This is a genomic window from Streptomyces liliiviolaceus, assembly GCF_018070025.1.
Lineage (GTDB): Bacteria > Actinomycetota > Actinomycetes > Streptomycetales > Streptomycetaceae > Streptomyces > Streptomyces liliiviolaceus.
Genome location: NZ_JAGPYQ010000001.1, coordinates 1,646,951 through 1,669,605 on the forward strand (window position 1 = coordinate 1,646,951; position 22,655 = coordinate 1,669,605).

At 73.6% G+C, this 22,655-nt stretch carries 19 protein-coding genes; 2 read left to right on the plus strand and 17 right to left on the minus strand.

Translation table 11 applies throughout. The annotated features are described in order from the left end of the window. Positions 1 to 25: 25 nt before the first annotated feature. Positions 26 to 664, plus strand: a complete 639-nt coding sequence (locus tag J8N05_RS07275) for a hypothetical protein (RefSeq protein ID WP_210881634.1) — start codon at positions 26 to 28, stop codon at positions 662 to 664. Positions 665 to 694: 30 nt separating this feature from the next. Here the strand turns inward: J8N05_RS07275 and J8N05_RS07280 are convergent, their stop codons facing one another. The 13 genes from J8N05_RS07280 to J8N05_RS07340 all read right to left on the minus strand — a co-directional run bounded on the left by J8N05_RS07280 (position 695) and on the right by J8N05_RS07340 (position 16,727). Continuing rightward, complete coding sequence (locus J8N05_RS07280; protein ID WP_210881635.1) at positions 695 to 1,819, minus strand: sulfite oxidase; 1,125 nt, start codon at positions 1,817 to 1,819, stop codon at positions 695 to 697. Between the two features lie 141 nt (positions 1,820 to 1,960). Beyond that, positions 1,961 to 3,016 (minus strand): Yip1 family protein, encoded by a 1,056-nt coding sequence (locus J8N05_RS07285; protein ID WP_210881636.1) that lies wholly within the window; start codon positions 3,014 to 3,016, stop codon positions 1,961 to 1,963. 27 nt (positions 3,017 to 3,043) lie between these two features. Next, a complete protein-coding gene (locus tag J8N05_RS07290; protein WP_210881637.1) occupies positions 3,044 to 4,507 on the minus strand; it encodes an FG-GAP-like repeat-containing protein in 1,464 nt (487 codons plus the stop codon). A gap of 370 nt (positions 4,508 to 4,877) precedes the next feature. Further along, the gene (locus J8N05_RS07295) at positions 4,878 to 6,344 is read right to left on the minus strand and encodes an FG-GAP and VCBS repeat-containing protein (RefSeq protein ID WP_210881638.1); all 1,467 of its coding nucleotides are present in this window, start codon (positions 6,342 to 6,344) and stop codon (positions 4,878 to 4,880) included. Further along, positions 6,344 to 7,648: an FG-GAP repeat domain-containing protein gene (locus J8N05_RS07300; protein ID WP_210881639.1), complete on the minus strand. Its 1,305-nt coding sequence runs from the start codon at positions 7,646 to 7,648 to the stop codon at positions 6,344 to 6,346. The genes J8N05_RS07295 and J8N05_RS07300 overlap by 1 nt, the downstream gene beginning before the upstream one ends. Positions 7,649 to 7,764: 116 nt before the next feature. Next, positions 7,765 to 9,357 carry an NADase-type glycan-binding domain-containing protein gene (locus J8N05_RS07305; protein ID WP_210881640.1) on the minus strand — a complete coding sequence of 531 codons (1,593 nt, stop codon included), beginning with the start codon at positions 9,355 to 9,357 and terminating at the stop codon, positions 7,765 to 7,767. Continuing rightward, a complete protein-coding gene (locus J8N05_RS07310) occupies positions 9,354 to 9,911 on the minus strand; it encodes a phage tail protein (protein ID WP_210881641.1) in 558 nt (185 codons plus the stop codon). The genes J8N05_RS07305 and J8N05_RS07310 overlap by 4 nt, the downstream gene beginning before the upstream one ends. Before the next feature lie 277 nt (positions 9,912 to 10,188). Next, positions 10,189 to 12,147 (minus strand): putative baseplate assembly protein, encoded by a 1,959-nt coding sequence (locus J8N05_RS07315; protein ID WP_210881642.1) that lies wholly within the window; start codon positions 12,145 to 12,147, stop codon positions 10,189 to 10,191. Continuing rightward, on the minus strand, positions 12,147 to 12,593 hold the full coding sequence (locus J8N05_RS07320; RefSeq protein WP_210881643.1) for a GPW/gp25 family protein: 447 nt from the start codon (positions 12,591 to 12,593) through the stop codon (positions 12,147 to 12,149). The genes J8N05_RS07315 and J8N05_RS07320 overlap by 1 nt, the downstream gene beginning before the upstream one ends. Positions 12,594 to 12,699: 106 nt before the next feature. Further along, entirely contained in the window at positions 12,700 to 14,601 is a 1,902-nt protein-coding gene (locus tag J8N05_RS07325) for a VgrG-related protein (protein ID WP_210881644.1), read from the minus strand. Next, entirely contained in the window at positions 14,601 to 15,323 is a 723-nt protein-coding gene (locus tag J8N05_RS07330; protein WP_210881645.1) for a CIS tube protein, read from the minus strand. Before J8N05_RS07330 ends, J8N05_RS07325 begins: the two co-directional genes overlap by 1 nt. 16 nt (positions 15,324 to 15,339) lie before the next feature. Next, complete coding sequence (locus J8N05_RS07335) at positions 15,340 to 15,762, minus strand: phage tail protein (protein WP_107018038.1); 423 nt, start codon at positions 15,760 to 15,762, stop codon at positions 15,340 to 15,342. A 101-nt stretch (positions 15,763 to 15,863) separates the two neighbouring features. After that, a complete protein-coding gene (locus J8N05_RS07340) occupies positions 15,864 to 16,727 on the minus strand; it encodes an extensin (RefSeq protein WP_210881646.1) in 864 nt (287 codons plus the stop codon). Positions 16,728 to 16,818: 91 nt separating this feature from the next. On the opposite strand from J8N05_RS07340, the gene J8N05_RS07345 reads away from it, so the two are divergent. After that, a complete protein-coding gene (locus J8N05_RS07345) occupies positions 16,819 to 19,809 on the plus strand; it encodes a hypothetical protein (protein WP_210881647.1) in 2,991 nt (996 codons plus the stop codon). On the opposite strand, the gene J8N05_RS07350 is transcribed toward J8N05_RS07345, so the two are convergent. The 4 genes from J8N05_RS07350 to J8N05_RS07365 all read right to left on the minus strand — a co-directional run bounded on the left by J8N05_RS07350 (position 19,758) and on the right by J8N05_RS07365 (position 22,581). Then, the gene (locus J8N05_RS07350) at positions 19,758 to 19,916 is read right to left on the minus strand and encodes a DUF6760 family protein (RefSeq protein ID WP_188114298.1); all 159 of its coding nucleotides are present in this window, start codon (positions 19,914 to 19,916) and stop codon (positions 19,758 to 19,760) included. The genes J8N05_RS07345 and J8N05_RS07350 overlap by 52 nt on opposite strands. Beyond that, positions 19,913 to 20,422: a hypothetical protein gene (locus J8N05_RS07355; protein WP_210881648.1), complete on the minus strand. Its 510-nt coding sequence runs from the start codon at positions 20,420 to 20,422 to the stop codon at positions 19,913 to 19,915. Before J8N05_RS07355 ends, J8N05_RS07350 begins: the two co-directional genes overlap by 4 nt. Further along, positions 20,422 to 20,865, minus strand: coding sequence for a phage tail protein (locus J8N05_RS07360; RefSeq protein WP_107018041.1), 444 nt, complete (start codon positions 20,863 to 20,865; stop codon positions 20,422 to 20,424). The genes J8N05_RS07355 and J8N05_RS07360 overlap by 1 nt, the downstream gene beginning before the upstream one ends. Before the next feature lie 114 nt (positions 20,866 to 20,979). Beyond that, positions 20,980 to 22,581, minus strand: a complete 1,602-nt coding sequence (locus J8N05_RS07365; protein WP_210881649.1) for a phage tail sheath subtilisin-like domain-containing protein — start codon at positions 22,579 to 22,581, stop codon at positions 20,980 to 20,982. Between the last annotated feature and the right edge of the window lie 74 nt (positions 22,582 to 22,655).

The window sequence follows — 22,655 nt, forward strand, 5'->3', positions numbered from 1 at the left end:
AAGGTAGTGAACGTAGAAAATGACCATGACCACGCTTGAGATCCCCGTACGGGCCGCCGTGCGCGCCGCCGGACTCGTGGACGTACCCGCCGTGGTGCGGTTGATCACGCAGAGCTCCGCCGGGCACTCGGAGCAGGCTCAGCGCGCCATGCGGCTCGTGCTGGCCCATCACGCCCTGGAGAAGGGGCAGGTGTGGGTGGCCGAACGGGACGACGACGGCACACTGCTGGCGGCCGCCATCTGGCTGCCGCCCGGAACCGGCACCGATCCTCCCGGCCCGCAGCTCAGGAGCGTGCTCTCCCGTGAACTGCCCACCGGTCGTCCGGCCGCCGAGCCCGCCTTCCGCCTGCCGCAGCACCCGATCCTGTCGACCGTGCTGACGGCGGCCGGGCCCGACCGGTCGACGCCGTACTGGACGCTGGTCGCCGTCTGCGCCCCGGACGAGACGGAGGCCTGGGACCGTACGGTGGTCGACGGGCTGCTGGCTCCGGGGCTGCGGGCCGTCGACGAGCAGGGCGCCACCGCCGTCGCGGTCACGATGTCCGCCCGGCACGGGGATCAGCTGCGGCATCTCGGGTTCCGCGGGCCGCGGCGGGCGCGCGTCGCGTCCGACGCGAGCGTGTGGCTCACCACCCGGTACGCCGTGGTGGAAGCCGCCGCCTGAGCGCCTCCCTGATCACAGCCACCGGCGCGGCTACTGGCAGACCACCCGGATCCGCTGGACCTCGTTGTTGGCGAAGCCGCCCCGGTTCCATGGCGGGGTGAGGGGCTGGGCCGTGCCCTCGGCGTCCGTGGCGCGGGCCGTCAGGACATGGCGGCCGGGGGTCGCCGTCCAGGGCGTGTGCCAGTGGCGCCAGGCCCACGGACCGCCGTCCGCGGCGGTGAGTTCGGCGGCCTGCCAGGACGCGCCGTCGTCCGCGCTGACCTCGACCTTCGTGACCGGCGCACGGCCCGACCAGGCGCGCCCCTCCAACCGCACGGGACCGGGGCGTACGACCCGGGTGCGGGACATGAAGTCGGGGAAGCCGGGCGGGATCATCAGCGCGCGCGGGGCGATACGGGTCACCGGTTCGCCGGGCTCGCCGGCGGACTGGCGGAAGCGGTACGCCACCGCTTGCTGGAAGCCGGTGAAGGGCGTGTCGGTCAGCTCGATGTCGGTCAGCCACTTCACATGGGCCATGCCGTACCAGCCGGGGACGATCAGCCGCACCGGGTAGCCGTGCTGCGGTGGCAGCGGGGCGCCGTTCATCTCGTACGCCACCAGCACCTCGGGGTCGGCGGCGGTGGCGTCCTGGACCGTCAGACTGCGGCCGTAGTCCTGCTCGACGCCGCGTTCCACCCCGTGGTCGGCGCCCGTGAAGACCGCCTCGACGGCGTCCGGCTCCACTCCGGCCTCGGCGAGCAGCGTCCGCAGGGGTACGCCCGTCCAGTCCGCCGTGCCGACCGCCTCGACCAGCCAGGGCTGGCTCACGGGTCGGGGGGCGAGCCGGGCCCTGCCGTTGCCCGCGCACTCCATCGTCACGCGGTGGGTGACCGGCGGAAGGGCGCGCAGGGCGGCGAGGTCCAGGGTCAGGGGCGTACGGACGCGGCCGTGGACCGTGAGGGTCCAGGTGGCGGCGTCGGCGGCCGGTATGTCGTAGTGGACGAGGATGTAGTGCAGTCCGGGCGGGGTCACGTCGTAGCGCAGGGCCTCCAGGGGGAGGCCGTGGTTGCGGGCCGCGAGGGCGAGTTCCTCGTGGCTGATGCCCTCGTCGGGGGCGGCCACGCGGCCGGGTGCGCTGACCTCTGAAACAACGGTGCGTTCCTGTGTGGCGTCCATGGCGTCCATGGTTTCCATGGTGCTCCCGCCGGACGGGCCGGGCACCCGTACGTGCCGCCCGGGGCCGGACATGCCGGGAGGCCGGACCGCGAGCGGCCGGCCTCCCGTACGCAGGGCGTACGCAGGACAGGTGCGGGGCTGCTAGAACGTCCCCAGCTTGATGATCGACAGCAGGGCGATCAGCTGGATCGCCGACGCTCCGAGGGCCTTGGGCCACGGCAGGTCGTGCGACTTGCCGACCATCAGCGTGAACAGCGCGCCGGCCGCCACCCAGGTCGCCCAGCCCAGGATGCGGACGAAGGGCGCGTCGCCGCTCGCGAACATCGCGACGACCAGGCGCGGCGCGTCCGTGAGCGACATGATCAGCATGGAGAGGCCGACCGTGGGCTGCCAGGCGCCGTCGCCGCCGAGCTGGCGGGCCAGGGTGTGGGTGACCACGCCCAGGATGAACGCGCTGAGCACGATCGCGACCGCCGTCACCAGGACGATGGGGACCGCGTTCGACAGCGTGGCGTTTATGGCGTCCGCGCGGGCGCCGTCGAAGCCGAAGACGGCCAGCAGGCCGTAGAGGAACGTGACGATGAGGGCGGGGCCCCACATCGTGTAGTCGCGCATGTGCAGGAAGGTCTGGTTCGGGCGCATGATGACGCCGCTCAGCAGTTCCTTCCAGTGCAGGGGCGGGCCGACGGGCGCCGCGGGCGTGCTGCCCGCGCGGTAGGTGTCGCCCTGGTTGTAGGGGTCCTCGCCGACGGAGAACGCCGTCGTGTGGCCCGGCTGGTTGGCCGCGTACGGGTCGTGGCCCTGCGGCTGGTGACCGCGGGGCTGGTGGCCCTGGGGGTGACGGCCGCCCTGCGGGGAGTGGCCCGGGTCGCCGAAGTACTCCGGTTCGCCGTGTCCGTTCCCCTGGTGACCGTTGCCCTGCGGCCACTGCTGCGGGCCGTTGCCGCCGCCACCGCCGTACTGGGGCTGCTGATTGTGGGCCCCGGGCGCGGGGGGATAGCCGTACGACGGGCCGCCCTGGGGGGCCTGCTGTCCGTACGGCTGCTGCCGCTGTTGTTGCGGAGGCGCCTGCTGCGTGCGGTTGTCCCGGCCGCGTCCGATCCTGAATCCAGCCACGTAATCGAACGTACCTGGTCCCGCAGAGTCACGTGCCGGGCCCGGGGCATCGGACCCGGCTTTGCGGCCGACCTGTGACATCCCCTAGGGGGCCGGCCGGACGTTTCGTCAGAGGCTGCTCAGGGTTTTGCCGTAGGTGAGCGCGCTCGTCGGGGCGGGCAGGCCCAGCCGGGCGGGGGTCAGGGCGTAGGAGCCGTTCACGCTCGCGTGCGGGAACGCCCACAGGCCACCGGAGTTGGCGTTCTCGCCGGGGGAACCGACGGCCAGGTCCTTCCTGCCGTCGTGATCGTAGTCGCCGGTCGCCACGGCCGCGCCGAAGGCGTCCCCCGCCTCCGCCGCGCCCGGCACGCGCGGGGTGCCCTGGTTGTACGCGACCGCGAGGCTTTCGCCGAACTCGTCGACCAGGCCGTTCTTCATGCCGAACAGGACGGTGACCGCGCCCGCGTTCGCCCGGGTGCCGATCGCCTCGCCGGGGGCGCCCGCGACGAGGTCGTCGCGGCCGTCGCCGTTCAGGTCGGCCACGGCGAGGGCCGCGCCGAAGCGGTCGCCGGCCTCGGCGCGGCCCGTGATGCCGACCGTGTCCTGGTTCAGGGTCTGCTTGCGGAAGCCGAAGGAGCCGTCGGAGCCCGTGCCGTAGTGGATGTGGATACCGCCGCCGTACGCGTACTCCTCGGGGCCGCACGGGTCGTCGATGTTCTCGTCGGCGATCTCGCGGCACTCGCCGAGGGCCAGGTCGTCGTGGCCGTCGCCGTCGAAGTCGCCGGAGGCGAGGGCGGAGACGCCGGCGTTGTCGGTGTTCCACACGTTGGCCAGGGCCTGCTCGGCCTTCTCCCAGGCCCAGATCCGTACGTGGGACTGGGTGAACGGGTCGTTCGTCCAGTAGCCCACCGCCAGGTCCGCGGCACCGTCGCCGGTGAAGTCGCCGGTGGTCAGGATCGGGGCACGGCCGCCCATGGGGGCGCTGACCACGGTCGCGGCGAGGCCGTCGGCGGTGCGCAGGACCACCTTGTCCTTGCCGCCGACCACGATGTCCCTGCTGCCGTCGCCGGTCAGGTCTGCCGCGGCGACCGACTGCCCGTACGCGGCGGAGGCGGCGGGGCCGGTGGTGACGTTGGCGCCGGGGCCCGGGCCGCCCTTCGCGCCGCCCACGACGACGACCACGCCGGCGTCCGTGCCGCGACCGGTGATGTCCTCGCCGGGCGCGCCGGCGAGCAGTTCCGCGATGCCGTCGCCGTTGAGGTCCTCCAGGAGCACGGAGGCGCCGAAGCGGTCGCCGGCCTCGGGGGTGCCGGGTACTTCGGGGGTGGACTGGGTGATGCGGATGCTGCCGTGGGCGCCGATGCCCTTCTTGCCGCCCCACAGGACGTTGACGTACCCGGCTCTCGCCTTGCCCGCGACGGCGCCGTCCGGCACGCCGACGGCCAGGTCGGGGTAGCCGTCACCGTTGAAGTCACTGGTGGAGGGGGAGGGTTGGGGCACGGCTGCGGTTGCCGCGGGGGCGGCGAGGGCCAGGGCCGAGGTGGCCGCTGCGGCGACGGTGGCGGCGGTGACGGCGTACGTCCGTATGCGCACGGGGGCCTCCGGGGGGCGGGGTGGCTTCAAAGGGGTGGCCGGGTGGCCGGGACCGGGCGGGTCCGTTCGTTCACCTGTGTGACACCTGGAGTAGGGGTGGGGTTGTGCGGGCGTGATGGTGATCTGCGGGCCGGTGGGGGCTGGTCGCGCAGTTCCCCGCGCCCCTAAAGACAAAAGACTGCGCCGTTCCCCGCGCCCCTAGAGGCAAAAGGTTGCGCCGTTCCCCGTGCCCCTGGAAGTGAAGGGCTGAGCCGTTCCCCGCGGTTCTTTGGGGCGTGGGGGGCCGTCCGCGTCAGCTTCCTGGGGGCGCGGGGAACTGCGCGGCTCGCCCCCACCGGGCCGCACCCTTCTGACCGGCCTGCGGAGCGCGTTACTTCAGGCGCAAGGGCACGCCCAGCTCGTTCGGGGTGAAGAGTTGGGTTTTCGTCGGGGTGAAGCCGTCGTCCGTGCCGCGCAGGACCAGGAACGCGCCCTTGCGCTGGTCGTAGAGCGGGGCGAAGACCACCGCGTCGGTGTGGTCGTCGCCGTTCACGTCGAGCAGTGGGGGCTGGTGGTCGAAGGCGTTCCAGTGGTGCGGGTTCGGGGTGCCGGGCAGGCCGGGGGTCTCGGTGTCGACGGTCTGTTCGCCGGCCGCCGACGGGACGCCTCCGGGTCCGCCCGGCAGCAGTGTGACCTTGCCGTCGTGGCGCCGGAAGTCCGGGGTGTTGACGACGATGTCCGGTCGGCCGTCACCGTTCACGTCCCCGGTGGCCGGTGAACTGCCGTAGTCGATACGCCGTTTCGCGCCGCCCTCGCCCTCGATCACCGACTTCTCGCGTCCGCCGCCCAGGCCCGACCGGTCCCCGTACAGGATGGTGAGCGCGCCGCCCTCGGCCGGCATGTCGGCCGGGGCCGCCTTCAGTTGGGTGGGCAGCAGCAGGTCGTCGACGCCGTCGCCGTCCGCGTCGCCCGTGGCCGGGGTGCGGGGGCCGTCGAAGGTCTCCACGGCTTCGGTGATGGCCGGCTCGCGCGCCGGGTCGCGGACCAGGCCGGCTTCGTCCCCCTCGTAGTAGCCGACCGTGTGGAGATCGTCGGGCGCGCTCTCGTCCTCCTCCGCGTCGAACGCGTACGTGAACACCACCTCCGCCTTCCCGTCGGCGTCGAAGTCGCCGGTGGTGGCCGTGGTGGGTGTCGCGTATCCGTGCTGGCCCAGGTCGAGCGCGGCCTGGCGCTTCGGGGTGCCCTCGCGGTCGAAGGGGCCGTGGAGGAGCAGTCCGCCGGAGCCCGGTCCGGTCGCGGCGGGGTCGCCCGTGCCGCCCTGCCCGCCGTCGAGCAGGTCGGTCGAGCCGTCGCCGTCGAAGTCGGCCGCGGCGAGCGGCCGGAACCCCTCGGGCAGGGCGGTGAGTTCGGTGGCGGGGCCCAGGCCGCGGGGGCCGCCGAAGAAGGCGAGGGCCGTCAGGCGGGAGTCGCCTCTGCCGCGGCCGACGACCAGGTCGGTGTAACCGTCGCCGTCGAGGTCGGTGCGCAGGGGGGAAGTGAAGTACGCGAAGTCGGCGCCCGGTGAGGTCCGCTTCGCCGTGGCCGGGGCCAGGCCGTCGCGGGAGCCGTAGACCACCACCAGGGTCTCCTCGGAACGGGACTCGTCCTTCGACCGGGAAGTGAGGACCGTCGTGAAGTCGTCGTAGCCGTCGCCGTTGAAGTCGCCGGGGCGGGGGTCCGTGGCGGGTTTTCCCGTGCTGGGCTTCGTGCGGGTGGGGGTGGCGGGGTCGTCGGGGGAACCGCCGGCGCAGCCCGTGAGCAGGCAGCAGCCGGCGGCGAGCAGTGCGACGGCGGCCCGCGAAGGGCCCGCGCGGCGCATCAGCTCTCCGCGCCGAGGAACTCCGACGTGGAGAAGGTGAGCGCGGGCTTGCGTGCGATCAGGGTCTTCTTCGCGCCCGGGTACACGGCGATCGTGTCCTCGGTGTCCCCGCGGTAGGTGCGCACCACCAGGTCGGCCCGCTCGTCGCCGTCGAAGTCGGCCACCGTCAGGACCCGGGTGGTGCCCCCGGCGGGCGGCTGCACGGTCACCATGCCGGACGTGGACAGGCCGCCCGCGCGGCCCTTGATGATCCTCAACTGCGAGCCGCTGGAGACCAGTTCGCTCACCCCGTCGCCGTCGAAGTCCCCGGCGTCCAGGACCGTACCGGCGACGGCGAGTTCGGCGCGCAGGGTGCCCGGGACCTCGTACCGCAGGGCCGTGGCGCGCAGTGTGCCGATCGCCGCGTCGAGTCCCTTGCCCTTGCCGAACTGGCCGAAGGCGACGTCGACGCCCTTCGGGAGGGCGACCGCGGTGCCGGTGGGGCCCGTCGGTCCGCCCAGGACGAGCGAGGAGTCGGAGGTGCCGGACCCCTCGGCCGTACGCACCAGCAGGTCGTCGTAGCCGTCGCCGTCGACGTCCACGGCGGGCGGCGCAGGGGCGTTGCCGGGGGAGTCGAGCGGCGCGCCGGCCGCCTTCGGGGCTCCCTTGCGGGTGAAGGGGCCGCGCAGATAGCTGAGGCGGCCGTCGGAGGCGTGCACGACGAGGTCGGCCGCCCCGTCGCCGTTGAAGTCGCCGCACACCGGCTGGTCCGGCCAGTCGTTGCCGAAACGTGCCTGCGCGGGGATCGCCAGCTTCACGGCCTTGCCGGACAGGCCCCGGGCCGAGCCGAAGAGGATCTGCAGCGGTACCGGCGGCTGCCCCTGGCCGTCGTACGGCGGGTCGGTCGACACGACGAGGTCGGTGAAGCCGTCCTTGTCCAGGTCGCAGCTCGCCTCCGCGTCGAAGACGGCGGGCGACTGGCCCTTGGTGGTGGCCGCGTGCTGCGCGGGGCTCAGCAACTGCCGTGCCCCGGGGGCGAGTCCGTCGGCCGAGCCGTACACGATCCCGATGCCGGCGTCGTCCCCGTGCGTGTCACGCTTCACGAGATCGTTGAGTACGAGGTCGCGGTGGCCGTCGCCGTTGAAGTCGCTGTCGACCTTGCTGCCCCTGCCCACCGGTACGGGGATGCGGGCGGGGGCCTTGGCGACCGTGAGGGGGTCGCGGTCGGCGGCGCCGGCCTTGTCGCCCTCCGGCCCGCCGCAGCCCGCGAGCAGCAGGGCGCAGCCCGCCACGGCGCCCACCGCACGTATTCCGTTCTTCCCCATGGCCACGTCAACCCCGACCGCATCGTGAGACAACAACCTGCACATGATGCGGTCGGGGCGGGTCATAAGTCATCAGGGATGGCCGTTTTCAGCCCTTGTCGGCACCGTGGCGCTCATCACGACCTGCTGGTGTTCGAGCGGCCGAAGAACTCGATCTCGGCGATCGACACCTGCTTCTTGGCGTCGGCGGCGTACGCCGAGCGCAGGATGAACCGCACCGCGACGACCTCGCCCACCCGGAACTTGCGTGCCTGGCCGCCCGCGACCCGGTCGAGGGTGATGAACCGGCTGCTCTTCTTTCCGTCGGCGGTGGTGATCTGCGCCTCGATGCGCTTCGGGAGGGCCGACTCCTGGAGGTGCTCCTGCTTGGCCGAGACGCCCGAGGTGATCACCACGTCCAGCAGCCGGGTCGGGGTGTCGAAGCGGGCCTCGATCCACTCGCCCTCACCTGCCTGCGAGACGCCCGGTCCCCACCAGGTGTTGCTGAGGCCGTCGAAGGCGAGCTTCTGGCTGTGCCCGGGGTACGAGCGGGACGCCCTGAAGCTGTCCGGGCCGACCGGGGCGCGCTTGGCGAAGTGGTCGCGGGTCGCGTCGATGCCGTCGCCGATGTTGGCGATCAGGGCGATGATCAGGCCGATCACGGCGGCGCCGACGACCCAGTTCATGATGCGGCCGAAGCCGCGGCGCAGACGGGGGCGTTCGCCCGCCCACGGGATGTCCCCGTTGCCGAAGTTCAGCAGGCGGCGCCACCAGGTCTGCCGCTCCGGCGGACGCGGGCCGCCTTCCATGGGCATGGCGCAGCGGGCGCAGAAGTGCCGGTCGGGCCGGTTGGGGGTGGAGCACCACGGGCACGGCGGGCCGTCCAGCGGGCCGGACTCGGGGCCCGGGGTACGGACCTGGGGGCGGCCCGCCAGCGGGACGCCCGGCAGCACCGGGGCGACGGCGGGGGTGACCGGAGCCCGGGGTTCGGGGTCGTTCACGGGGATGAGGAGCGACCTGGCCCGCTCGCCCGCGGCGTCGGCGTCGGCGGTGGAGGGAGCGGGGGACGACGGTGCCGGGGCGCCGTGCCCGAGGCCCACGCGCGGCTCGGTGTCGGTGTCGTCCGCGTGGCCGCCGCCGGCCGTCCGGGTGAGCGCGGAGAAGATGTCGGGGGCCACCGGGTCGGCCGGTGCGGCCGGGGACGCGGGCGCGGGCGCCGGTGCCGGGTTCCGCTGTTCGGGGACGGCGGCGTTCGGCGGGGTGGCCGCGGGCGGGGCGGACGGGGCGGCGGCGCGCTGGTGGGTGTCGGCCCCGGCGGGGTGGCCCGCGCTGTGGCCCGCGGCCGGATCGGCCGCCGTGGCCGGGGCGGCCGGGGTGGCCTGGGCCGTGCGGGCCGTCCCCGCACCCGCACCGGCACCGGCGCCAGCACCGGAGCCGGGCACCGCGAACGCGTCCCGTCCCGTGTCGTTGCGCGGGTCGCCGCCCGCGGCACTGCTCGCAGCGCCGCCCGGAGCGCCGCCCGGATCGTTGTCGGCCCCGCGGCCGGTCGCGGAGTCGCGCGCCGGGGCGGCGGCCGCCGCGGGCACCGGGGCCGCGGCGTTGCGGCCGGTTCCCCAGCCGAGTACCGCACCGCAGGAATCGCAGAAGGACTGGCCGGGCTCCGCGCGGGTGCCGCACTCGGCACAGCTGCGCGCCGGCTCCTGTCCCGTACCGGAGTTCGGGCTGGTCATCTCTCGGGAGTCCTTTCGGCGGCGGTCACCTGGACCGTGTAGGGCATGTGGGCGGGACGGGCGGCTGCCACCAGGCTGTCGAGGCGGTGTTCGTCCGCGCGGGTCGGATCGGGCAGCCGTAGAGCTACGTGCAGACGCGGGCGGCGGTCGCCGGGGACCGGGCCGAGCGGCCGGGCGTCCCAGGAGGCGCCGCCGCTCTCGGTGATCTCCGGGGCCACGCCGAACACCAGGCGCACCGCCTCCGACAGACCGCGGCTGGTGCCCCGTACCCGGTGCAGGTACGCGGCGGCGGCGACGGCGGCGCGCAGCCGGTCCTCGGGCTCGCTGCCGTCGGTCTCGGCGCCGACCCAGCCGGCCAGCCACCGGGTGAAGTCCACCGGTGCCAGGGACGGCGTGAAGTAGGAGTCCAGGTTGTCGAGGACGGCCAGGATCGGCGCGAGGACGTCGTCGAGCCCGCCGACGAAGCGCTGCGCCAGATCGTCGTCGGCGAACACGGCGGGCAGTGTCATCCCGATGGGCGCGGAGGATCCCAGCCCGTCGATGGAGCCCCTCACGGCCGGACTCCCTTCACGCGCGCGTACCCGCCCGGGGCAGCGGCGACGGCCCACGAGCCGCACGCGACCGCACGAGCCGGGCCAGCGGCGCGGGCCGTACGCCCCGCGGGGCGTGCCGCGGTGGCCGAGTGGCGGCTTCCGGTGTGTGTGGTCCGTGCCCGGTACCCCAGGGACGCGGTGCCGGTGCGGTGGATTCGGGCGTGGGCGGTCCGTGCCCGGGAGCCCCGCGGGGCGGCGGGGGCCGGGCGTGGGTCCGAGGGCTTCGGCCGGCCGGGGGTCACGCGCGATCTCCGATCACTCGGACGCGGTGGTCGAAGGAGAAGACCAGGGACGGCGCGGCGAGGTCGATGCGGTCCGTCGGGTCGCCGCGCTTGCCGGTCAGCGGGTCGGCCGGGTGGAGCTGGACCTCGTCGACCAGTTCGACACCGGGAACGCGCTGGAGGACGGCGAAGACCTCGCCGGACTGCACGGGCCGGCCGAAGCGCCAGCCCCGCCCGTCGGCGCCGCCGGTCAGCGGGTCCAGGTGCCGGTACAGGGCGTCGTGCGCCTGACGGCGTACCCGGTCCGTGTCGGTGCCGCGGAAGGCGTGCACCGTCGCGACCACCGTGATGCCCTGGTAGAACGGCGGGCCCACCGCCAGGCGCGTGCCGATCAGGCGCCGTTCGTCCAGGTGCCGGGTGATGCGGTGCAACAGCGCGTCGCCGGGCACCAGTTGCTCGAAGCGCAGCCGGCCACCGGGGTCCGGTACGGCCTGGGGGACCACCAGCACCCGTACCGCGTACGCCCCGTGCTCGCCCTCGTCGCCCTCCAGACAGGTGATGCGGGCCGTCTCGGGCGCGGCACGGCGGGCCAGCTCCTCGTAGTCGCGCAGGGTCACCGCCCGCTCCTGGGCGCGCAGCGTGATGGGCGCGCGCGTCTTCGCCTCCTCCACCGTCTCGCCGTCGACGCCGCCGCGCGCCGCCTCCCGGTTGACGACCTCGGAGACGTACGGGACGGAGGTGCGCAGCACCTGCACGGCGCCGCGCGCCACGTTCCCGGCCCGGCCGCCGCCCGTGCGGTAACGGCGGGCGCGGATGACGGCGCCCTTGGGTGCCACCGCCCCGTACTGGCGCAGGCTGCCGTCGGGCTCCCGTACCGCCGGGCCGAAGGCGATGTCGCCGGTCGCCGCGTCCAGGGTGATGTGCCGGTCGAGCGGGGTGGACGCCGAGAACGACGGGACGACCTCCCAGTCGGTCCAGCCCTCGTGCTCGGCGGTCTGCAGCAGCACCGGGGGCGTGTCGCCGACCACGGGGAAGTGGGCCAGCCGCAGCCGCTGCCCGGGCAGGCCGCTGGACTCGCCCAGCGCCTCGTCGGTCACGGTCTCGGCGTGCACGGTCGTGGTGGTGCCGCCCAGCGTGAACGCGTCCACGGAACGCACGGTCGGCGAGGTGGTGTAGAAGGGCTGGTCGGGCAGCGGCTCGGTGACGCGGCAGCGCAGCCAGCCGGCCTCCTGGCCGCCGGTGCGCGACAGGGTGTGCGCGCCGGGGATGTGCAGGACGACCTCGCCGGGCCGGTTGAGACCACCGGTGCCGTCCCGGTCGACCTCGCAGACGACCCAGCCGTCCTCGGTCCACGCCTCCCACAGCAGCGGGGGCTGCCGCGGGTCCACGCCGACACCGTCGACGCGGCTGTCCAGCTCCATCGCGACCGCGCAGTGCGGGACGGCGGTGTCCAGTCCGATCAGCATGCAGTCACCGGGCCGCGGGGACTCGGTGAAGCACATCAGGTCCTTGCCCTCGGCGAGGTCGGCGGTCCGGTCGGAGACGGGCTCGCCCTCGCGCTGCACCACGAGGTACCGCAACGAGCAGGGCACGATGGTCAGTTCGTCCTCGGTGGCGAAGACCGCGGCCTCCTCGCTCTCGGTGCGCGTGGTGGCGACCTCGGTGCCCACCGGCAGCAGCACCGGCTCGTCCTGCGGCGCGGACAGCCAGAACGTGACGTCCGTGCGCGCGGCGGAGGGCGGGAAGAGGGTGATGCCCACCAGGTCCAGGAACGCGAGGTGGTTCTTCTCCGGCACCCGGTTGAGCCGGTAGACGATCTGGTCGGCCATGTGGGCGACCGTTTCCACGAGGGTGACGCCCGGGTCGGAGACGTTGTGGTCGGTCCACTCCGGGGCCCGCTGCTGGATGTAGCGCTTGGCGTCGTCGACGAACTGCTGGAAGCGGCGGTCGTCGAGGTTCGGGGAGGGCAGTGCCATCAGCGGTCGCTTTCAGCGGAGTCGCCCGGGCCGGGGAGGTCGGGTTCCTCGTGGTAGGGGATGACGTAGAACGGGAAGACGAGGCTGCGCGGGTTGTTGGTGCCGCGGATCGAGTAGCGGACGTCGATGAAGAGCACGCCCTGCTCGGTGTCGGAGCCGGCGGTCACCTCGACGTCGCTCACCTCGATGCGCGGCTCCCAGCGGTCGAGGCTCGTGTACACCTCGTGCTGGATCCGGCCGGCGGTCGCCTCGTTGACCGGGGCGAACACCAGGTCGTGGATGGCGCAGCCGAACTCGGGGCGCATCGGCCGCTCGCCGGGCGCGGTCGACAGGACGAGCCGGATGGACTCCTCGATCTCGCGCTCCCCGCTGACCATGGCGATGCCCCCGGTGGGGCCGATGCGCAGCGGGAACGCCCAGCCTGATCCGACGAACTGCTCGGCCATCAGTGACCCACCCGCCTTCTCGTCCTCGTCGTCACGACCGTGGTGGTCACGGTCGTGACGGTCGTGTTCCTGTTCGTCACGGTCCTGGTTGTCACGGTCCTGGCCGTCACGGGATCGGGTACAGCTTCTTGTTGACCATCACGAGACCCGTGATGTCGATGTTGACGGCCCGCAGCGCCACCTGACCGATGGAGTTGACCTGCACGGTGCCGCCCGCGGTCAGCGTCGCGGCGCCGGACGCGACGAGGCGCAGGGCGCCCAGCGACTGCACGGTCGTCAGACCGCCGAGCGACTTGAGGCTGACGTTCCCGCGGCCCTCAAGGGTGAGCATGCCGCCGCTCTTGATGCTGATGTTCCGCCTGGCGTTCAGCTCCAGGTCGGTGCCCGCGTCGACGGACACCGAGGTGCCCCCCTTGATGCTGACGGCACCCTTGCTGTCCACGGTGATCTCGGTCTTGGTGCGGTCGAGATTGATGATCAGCTTGTCGTTGCCGCTGGCCACCCGGACGCCCTGCTTGCGGGCGCCGGTCTGCTGGCTGAGCAGGTCCACCCGGTTGCCGTCCCGGTCGGACAGGGTGTGCCGGATCGCCTTCTTCTTGACCGGGTCGTGCAGCGCGACGTCCTTCACGACGGTCGGCTTGTCGACGCCGTTGTAGAGGCCGCCGATGACGAAGGGGTGGTCGAGCGCGCCCCGGTCGAAGGCGACCAGCACCTCGTCCCCGACGTCCAGCGGGAAGATACCGCCACCCTTCTTGCCGCCCAGCTGCACGGTCCGCGTCCAGTCGCTGACGTAGGCGTCGTCCAGCCACGGGAACTGCAGCTTCACCCGGCCCTGCTTCAGCGGATCCTGTACGTCCGTGACGAGCGCGTTGGCCACGCTCGGCAGCCGGGGCGCCGACGCGCCGCCGCCGGACGTCAGCCCGAACAGGGAGCGCCACTGCCGGCCGCTCACGTTCACCAGCGTCTCGTAGTGACTGCCCGCGCCGAAGGTGTGCCGTACCGAGGTGACCGTGTACTTGCCCTCGAAGGGCACGCCCACGTCGGTGAGCGCGATGGCCACCCCGGGGCGCAGCACGGGGTTGCCGTGCACCGTGACCTCCAGCTCGGCGAACGACGAGGTGATGTCGTCCGCGAGGGAGGCGGCGGCGAACTTGACCTCCGGCCGGCGGTCGTACGGGGTGTCGGTCTCCACCAGCTTGGCGGCCTTGAAGGCGTTGGCCGCCTTCTGCGGAGTCGTCCCGATCGCGAAGCCGGAGTAGGTGCCCGCCTTCGTCAGTTCGACGATCTTCTTCTTGGTCGGGATGTCCCAGCCGCGCGCCTCGACCTTGTCGACCTGGTCGGCGGCGGTGACGGCGGCCCGGCAGCGCAGTACGTCGACGCGGCCCCGCAGCACCCGGGGGTTCGGGTCCTCGGGAGAGGTCGACAGGGGTGCCTTGGAGGCCGGGTCCGGCTCGGCGAACTCGAACTTCCCCTTGGCGTCCAGCGACATCACCATCTCGTTCTCGTCGGCGAGCCGCGCGAGAAAGTCCCAGTCCGTCACATTGGACTGGGAGATGAACTCGTAGACCGTCTTGGTCGTCTGGATCTTCCCGATCGCGACACCGTTCTGCGCGGCCAGCTTGCGCGCGATGTCGGAGGCGGTCTGGTTGCGGTACGCGGCCACCCGGCGCACCCGCATCAGCCGGTGGCCCGGGTCGTAGCCGCGGACGACACTGAACGTACCGGTGCCGTCGTAGTCGGTCTCCATACCGGTGACCTCGCCGGTGATCAGCGGGCTTCCCGCGCCCTGGCCGTCGGCGACGGGGGCGATGACCACCTTGGAGCCGAACCTGATGTTCAGCTTGCCGAGCACGTCCCGGTCCGGGTCGCGGAAGGTGAGCCGGAACTCGCCGGGCACGCCCGCGCCGAGGTCGGCCCAGCCGGCGACGAGCAGGTTGATGTAGTCGGGCGGGATCTTCTTGCTGTCGATGGTGACGTGGATGATGTTGGAGAAGGACGTCTTCGCCATCAGTGACGCACCTCCTCGGCGGAGGGGAGGACCAGTTCGATGCCGGTGGGCAGATGGGCGGGGTTGTCGATCCCGTTGGCCTCGGCGATCGCGCGCCAGGCGGACGCGTTGCCGTACTCGCGCCAGGCCAGCGACTGCAGGGAGTCGCCCGCGACGACCCGGTGCACCCGCTGCGCGGTGAGCGCGCCCGAGGTCGGGTTCTGGCCCTTCACCGTGCTGGGGATCTCGTGCAGCGCCACCTGGCAGGTGGCGCGGATCGGCACACCGGTCGTGCTGAACAGCGAGTAGGTGACGTCCACGGAGTTCACGTACGAGGTGAAGCGGGCGGTGGAGAACGAGCCCCACTGGAAGACCACCCAGGGCGGCGAGGGTTGCTTCGCGGCGATGCTCTTGGCCGTCACCTCGCAGCAGTCCAGCAGGGACTCCACGTTCTTCAGCACGGCGTTGCTGGTCGGCTTCGTGGACGAGTCCAGGAAGATCTCGACCGTCATCTCGCGGGGCTCGGGGCCCATGAACTCCGGGACCGTGCCGTCGCGCACGGCCGCGGCCGGCGTGGACTTCCACTGGGAGCGCCGGCTCAGCTGCAGCTGCGAGGGGTTGAAGTCGAAGTTGAACGTCTTGATGAGCCCGCCCGGGGTGGTGCTCGATCCGACGGGCGGCTCGTGAATGGCGATCGTGGCGCGTACGAGGCTCTTGCCCGCGCCCTTGCTTCCCTTGGCCATGGTGGTGTCCCGCCCCTCAGTCCGTGAACCCGTGGTGAGTGATCTCCAGGACCTCGGTCGCCACGCTCGGGTTGGCCGGGTCCAGGGAGGGCCCCTGCCAGCTCACCGGCAGCACGTCGATCAGCCCCCAGTGCGCCACCTCGGAGCCGTCCGCGCGCAGCGCGGCGATCTGCGCGGTCGGCCGCTTGATGCCCGTGGCCACGGACGAGATCCAGGCCGCGACCTTGGTGGTGTCGGGGGTCAGCGGCCGGGTCAGCCGGATGTTGGAGAAGGTGACACGGGACGGAAGCTGCCAGACGAACCCGTTGTTGCCGCCCTCCTGGCGTTGCTCGATCTCCACCGAGGACGAGAGTCCCTCGCACCCGTTGAAGTAACCGAGGCTCTCGCCGTCGATGGTCAGGGTGAAGAAGATGGTGGAGCCCGGGTCTTCGCGGGGCATCGGGGGCGGCCTTTCTGCGGACGTCGGTCATGCGGGGTGGTGCCGGATGGTGCGGGGCGGTGCGGTGCGGGCGCTGCGGGTCTCGGCCGGTCGGTGGCAGCTCAGCGACGTGGGTCGCGGAGCTTGCCGATCCGCTCCCGGTCGAGCCGCAGTTCGGTACGGATCAGCCGGGTGATCCGGCCGATCAGACGGTGCGTGAGCTCGTCGAGCTGGAAGTCGGTCAGGGAGCGGGGGTCGAACTGGCCCTTGGCGACCGCGGTGTACGCGGGCGGGGGGCCGCCCTGCTCGTAGGGCGGCGGATCGTCGCCGGAGCCCGACCCGGACGAGCCGCGCGACGAGGTTCCGTGTGCCGTGACCGTGGACACGGCGGTGGTGGCCCTCGCGGACGTCGGCAACAGGGCCTGCTGCGGGGCGCGTTGTACGGGGACGGGCGCGGGCGTGGGGAGCGGCGGGGGCGTCGGTGCCGGTGCGGGTGCCGCGGCCGTCCGGGGTGCGGCGACCGCCTGACGCTGGACGACCGCCGGCGCCGGGTACGCCTTCGGAACCGTCAGCGGCTGCGCGGGCGGAGCCGTACTGACGGGTCCGGTGGGCCCGGCGGGAGCGGCTGCGCCGGCCGCGAGGAGCGGCACGGCACGGCCCACGGGAGCACCGGGCGCGACGGCCCGCTGCACGACCGCCGGCCCGGACCGGCCGGGCGCGGACGCCGGGCGGCGCAGCGGCACGGGGGCCGGGGACACGGGGCGCTGCTGTGCGGGGGGTGCCGTGGGCGTGAGGGCCGGGGCGAGGGCACGGTCGGGGGTGAGGGCACGCATGGGCGCGGGTGCCGGCATCGGTGCGGGCGCCGACGCCGGTGCCTGTCCGCTGCTCACGGCTCTGCCGGCCGTGGCGGAGGGGACCACCGCGGAGGGCGCGGTCGCGGCGCGCTGCACGGAGAGGCCGTTGGCCGACGGGGCGGAGAGGGGCACGGCCGGGCGGCGCAGGGGTTGAGCCGGCGGTGCGGATACGGATGTGGGTGAAGGTGAGGGGGATGGTGCGGGCGCGGGGGCCTGTGCGGGTGTGGGTGCGGGTGCACGCTGCACGGAGGGCGGTCCGGCCGGGGCCGAACCGGCCGTGGACGTACGCCCGGAGAGGGGCCGCGCGTCCGCGGGCGGGGCGGAGAGGGGAGCGCCGAGCAGGGGCCGCTGCCGAGCGGCGGGCGGGGCGGGCGCGGCGGCGCGTTGGACCACCGGGGCGGACGCAGGAGCGACCGCCGCCGGGGTCGGGAGTGCCGGCGGCACGGCCGGGGTGTGCGGACGCTCGGCGGGACCGGTCGGCAGGGTCGAGGGCGGGGTGGCCGAGGTGACGGGAAGCTGCGCCGTCGGACCGGGGCGAGTGGCCGGTGCGCGGGTGACGGACGGGTCCCCCGCCGTCGGCGCGCCGAGCCCCATACGCCGTACGCCGGTGGAGGCACTGCGCTGCACCGGGTACGGGCCCGAGCCGGCCGGGGCGACCGGGGCGGTCTGGCCCGGCCCGGAAGCGGGCGGGTTCGCGGCGGCGGGGCCGGATGCCGACGGCGTCCCGTGCCCGGTGGGCCCGGCGGTCGCCCTCTGGACGACGGGTGCCGTGCCCGAAGGGGCGGTGGCCGCGGCGCTGTTGGCGGGAGCCGTGACACCGCTCGGACCGACCGGTGCCCCGGCGGACGCGCCCGCCGTACGGCTGGGAGAAGCTGCCGCCCTCTGGACGCGGACGGGGGCGCTGCCGGTAGCGGCGGGCGCGGGGGCAGGAGCGGGGGCAGAGGCGGGGCCTTGGGGGGCGGCCGTCTGCTGTCGGGCCTCTACCGCCGGGACGGGTCCGGCGGTAGCCCTCTGGACCGTGACGGGGGTGACCGCCGCCGCGGGGCCGGTGGCGGCCGAGGCCGATACCGAGGGCGTGTTCGTAGTGGGTGCGGGTGCGGGTGCGGGTGCGGGTGCGGAGGCGGGTGACGGGGCGGGCGCAGGCGCCGCGCCCCTCGAATTCGCCTGCGCACGGTGGACGTTGAGCGCGGGTCCGCTGGTACGGGTCACTGCGTGGCCGGGACCGGCAGGGGCGGCCGGGCTCTCCGTGCGGGCCGGTGTACCGGGCGAACCGGCCCTTGCCCGCTGGACGTTGAGCGCGGGCCCATGGGTACGGGTCACCGGGCTGGCGGGACCGGCTCCCGTACCCGCACCTGTACCTGCACCGGTCGTGGGCGCGGATGGGGATGCGGATGCGGGTCGTACGGGTCCTGTCGGGCTCGTCGCCGCGGCTCGCTGGACGTTGACCGCGGGTCCGCTGGTGGTGCGGGGCGCCGGGGTGGCGGGGTTGCCCTGCGTGCCGCCGGCGCCGGTCGCCGTAGCGCTGCTCGACGCGGATGCGGGGGGTACGGGACCGGGACCGGCCGGAGCCGGGTTGCCCGTGGGGGCGGGTGTTTCGGCGGGGCGGGTCGCGGGGGCTCGCTGGACATTGACTGCCGGTCCGCTGGTGGTACGGCTGCTGGAGCCGGTCGCCGCAGCTTCACCGGACGCCGATGAGGACCCGGGTCGTACGGGTCCGGTCGCGGTCGGGTTGCCCGTGGGGGCGGGTGTTTCGGTGGGGCGGGTCGCGGAGGCTCGCTGGACGTTGAGCGCCGGTCCGCTGGTGGTGCGGGGCGCCGGGGTGGCGGGGTTGCCCTGCGTGCCGCCGGCGCCGGTCGCCGTAGCGCTGCTCGACGCGGATGCCGGGGGTACGGGACCGGGACCGGCCGGAGCCGGGTTGCCCGTGCGGGCCGGTGTTTCGGCCGGGCGGGTCGCGGGGGCCCGCTGGACGTTGAGCGCCGGTCCGCTGGTCGAACGGGGCGCCGGGCTACCGGGGTTGCTTCCCGCGCCGCTGGTTCCGGCGGTACGGCTGCTGGAGCCGGTCGCCGCAGCCCCACCGGACGCCGATGGAGACGTCGACGCCGACGAGGGTGTCGACGAGGGCGCGGACGCGGGCCGTGCGGGTCCGGCCGGAGCCGGGTTGCCGGGACGGGCCGGGGTCGGTGTTCCGACCGGACCGGCCGCCGGGGCACGCTGGACATTGACCCCCGCACCCGCGGAGGGCGCCTTCACGGGTGCGCCCGCACTGGGCTCGGCGGCGCGCGACGCCGTGGAACCCGACCGCGTGACCCCCGCCGCCGGAGCACCCGACGAGACGGGACCCGACGAAGCCGGAGCCGACGGGGCGGGACCCGGCTGGGCGAGGTCAGACGAAGCGGGACCTGACGGAGCGGGACCTGACGGAGCGGGACCTGGCGAAGCTGGACCTGACGAAGAGGCACCCGACGAACTGGGCCCGGACGGAAGGGGTCCGGGCGAAGTGGCGGCGGCAGGGGCCGGAGCCGGAGCCGATGCCCGCGTGGCGGGCGCGGCCGGGCGCTGGGCCACCGGCAGAGCCCGCCGCTGTACTGCGGGCGTGGCGGGCGCCCTGGTCAGCTGGCTCTGCCGGTGGGGCCTCGGGGGTGCCGCGGTCACCCGGGGACCCGTCGGGCGGGACGCCGTGACGGGCAGGGACGCGCGCTGTACCGGTGTCGCCGCGCCGGCCGCCGGGGACGGTGCGTCCTCGGGCACGTCGGGCCCCGCCACCGGCAGGACGCGCGAGGGCGGTTCGAGTCCGGAGACGGGCCCGGCCGACGTGGTGAGCGCGTTCCTGATCAGCCCGCCCGGCGCCGCGTCGAGGACGGCGTGGGACAGGGTCCCGGTGAGGGACGGGTTCTGCCAGGTGCTCAGCCGGCCGCCGAACCCGGAGTCGGCGACCCCGGTGGGGCCCAGGGCGGACCGCTGGATCGGCGGCAGCCCCGTCCAGCCGACCACCGCGGCCGGTACCGCCCCCGCGGAGGCCGTGGCCGCGGCGGACGTACCGGTAACGGCCGCAGCGGGTACGGCACCAGCACCCGTACCCGTGTCCGTATGCGCTCCCGTGGGAGCGGGCCGTGCGGCCGATGCCGCCGTGCCGCCCCTCAGTCGGTCGAGGAACCCCACCGATCAGCCCTCCGCCCCGCCCCGGGTCACCAGGGACGCGATCTGTTCCGTATAGCGGCGCCGGTCCTGGTGTTCGAGATCCAGGATCGTCTCCAGGCTCCAGTGGAAGTGGTAGGCGACGTACGCGATCTCCTCGTGCAGCCGGTCGGTCGCGTACGTCACGATTCCCCCAGGCGGCTCCCGCCGAGTTCGACCTCGAAGGGCTCCGAGCAGTGGGGGCACTCCACGGAGGCGCGGGTGTGGCCCTCGGCGTTGACCTGCCGGTAGAAGTCCTGCAGGAACGCGAGGTCGGAGGCGAACATGTTCTCCACGATGCCGTCGTGGACCATCGCCAGTGTGCCGAGGCGGGTGATGACCCGGCCCAGCAGGACCACCGACAGATAGGCGGGGTTCTCCTGGACACGGACGTCCCGCAGCGGGATCAACTCGTCGCGGGCGGTGGCCAGACGCATCACGCCGTCCCGGTGCACCGTGCCCGCGTCGTCGACGTAGCCGCGCGGAAGCTCGAAGGGGAACTCCGTGCGCAGCGGTTGTGCCACCGGCGCGGGCGCCGGCGCCGGAGCGGCGGCGGGCGCCGGAGCAGAGAACTGCTCCGGCGCCGCCACCGGCTCCGGTACCGGTGCGTCCACGACCGGGCCCGCGCCCGCCCTGGCAGCAGTACGGCGCATTACTCGATGACCAGTTCTTCGAAGACGATGGTCACGGTCTCGGTGAGCGCCTGGGCCTCGCCGGCCTTCAGCGCGCTGGCGTCGATCTTGGAACACCAGGCGTTGCGCATGTTGTAACGCTTCACCGGGTTGTTCTGGTAATCCATCATGATGATCGACGCGTTCTTGCGGGCCGTGCTCATCTGGCCCGTGATCGAGTCGTTGATCCAGGTCGTGAAGGCCGGCGACTGCGTCATGCCGCGCACGACGGTGCACTGCCCGTCCTTCTGCACGCCGGGCATCAGGCTGACCTCGGGCCGGCCCTGCGCCGAGTTCGACAGGTGCTTGATGACGTCCTGTTCGATGCTGAGGCCGTTGACCTCGGCGAGGTACTCGACCATCACGCCGTCGATCTGGAGACCGAAATTATGTGAAGTGAGGGCGTCACCCGGGCTGAGACTCATCTGTTCTCTGTCCTTCTGAGGATTCTTGTCGTTGTCGTACGGGTCGGTGCCGTACGAGGAGGAGCAGGGGGCCGCGTGCCGGGAGGCACGCGGCCACTAGGGAGTGGGCGGTGCCTACTCCTCCAGCTCGCCGCTGCCGCTGGAGAACTGGGCCAGGCGGAAGATCACGAACTCGGCGGGCTTCACGGGCGCGATGCCGATCTCGCAGATCACGCGGCCGAGGTCGACCGACTCCGGGGTGTTGGTCTCCTCGTCGCACTTGACGTAGAACGCCTCTTCCGGCCGCTGGCCGAAGAGGGCGCCGCTGCGCCACTCGTTGACGAGGAACGCCGAGACGTTGCGCCGGATCCGGGCCCACAGGTTGTGGTCGTTCGGCTCGAACACCACCCACTGGGTGCCGAGCAGGATCGACTCCTCCAGGTAGTTGAAGTACCGGCGGACGTTCAGGTAGCGCCAGGCCGGGTCCGAGGACATGGTGCGGGCGCCCCAGACGCGGATGCCGCGGCCCGGGAAGGCGCGGATGCAGTTGACGCCGATGGGGTTGAGCAGGTCCTGCTCGCCGCGGGTGATCTGCAGCTCCAGGTCCACCGCGCCGCGCACGACCTCGTTGGCGGGCGCCTTGTGCACACCGCGCTCGAAGTCGTTGCGGGCCCAGATGCCGGCGACGTGACCGCTCGGCGGGGTCAGCCGGGACTGGCCGGACGCCGGGTCGAAGACCTTCACCCAGGGGTAGTACAGGGCCGCGTACTTGGAGTCGTAACCGGCGGTCTCCTGACGCCAGACACGGATCTCACGGGCGTTCAGGCTGGGCGGCGGGTCGATGACGGCGACGCGGTCGCCCATCAGCTCGCAGTGCGCGATCAGACCGAGCTGGACGGCCTTGACGGCCTCCAGGTCGATCGCGCCGCGCTGGTAGGCGGCCATCAGGTCGGGGACGGCGACCATGGAGATCTCGTCCACGGCCTCCAGGCCGCCGAAGCCGGTGCGGTCGGCGGAGTCGCCGAGGTACTGGGCCGGGCCCGGGTGCGATTCGTCCGACCCGGCCGGTACGGCGGGGGAGTTGGACGGGGCGGCCGACGGGGCGACCAGGGCCACCGTCTGGTTCTCGGGGCGGGCCAGCTGCGCGGTGGGCGCCGCCTCCTGCACGGTGATGAGCTTGGAGCGCTCCTTCACCTGTGTGACGACGTAGTTGCGGCCGCCCTTCTTGGCGGTCACGTCGAAGGACTCGACGGGCTTGTCGCCGTCCTTGACGATCAGCTTGAAGCGCTCGGCGGGGCCCTCGCCCTCGGGGTCCGCGACCTCGACGCTGAGCGAGCCGCCCGCGACCGCGGTCACGCTGAAGGTGCCGAGCTGCTTCGGCTCGCCGGCCGTGAGCTCGGCGCGGGCCGCGGAACCGGAGACGGCCGCCGGGGCGCCGTTCGCGGACACGCCGTTCTCCGCGGCGCCGTCGGAGGCGCCGCCGACGCGTACGACGTACGCGGCGCTGCCGCCGTTGTTGAAGAACCCGTACACGGAGTGCGCGAGGTAGTAGCCGTCGGTGAAGGCACCGAAGGCCGCGACGTACTGCGACCAGTTGGTCACCAGCGTCGGCTCGTTCAGCGGGCCGTGCGGGGCGAGCCCCACGAAGGCTGCCACCGACGTGCCCACTCCCTCGATGGGACGCGAGCCGCTGGCCACCTCCTCGACGTAAACGCCGGGCGACAGGTAGGACGGCATGCTCTGCTCTCCTCGGGGTACGAGACAGGTCTGTTCCGACTCTCACGCGCGCGGGCGTTCGTTGAAACGTCCTG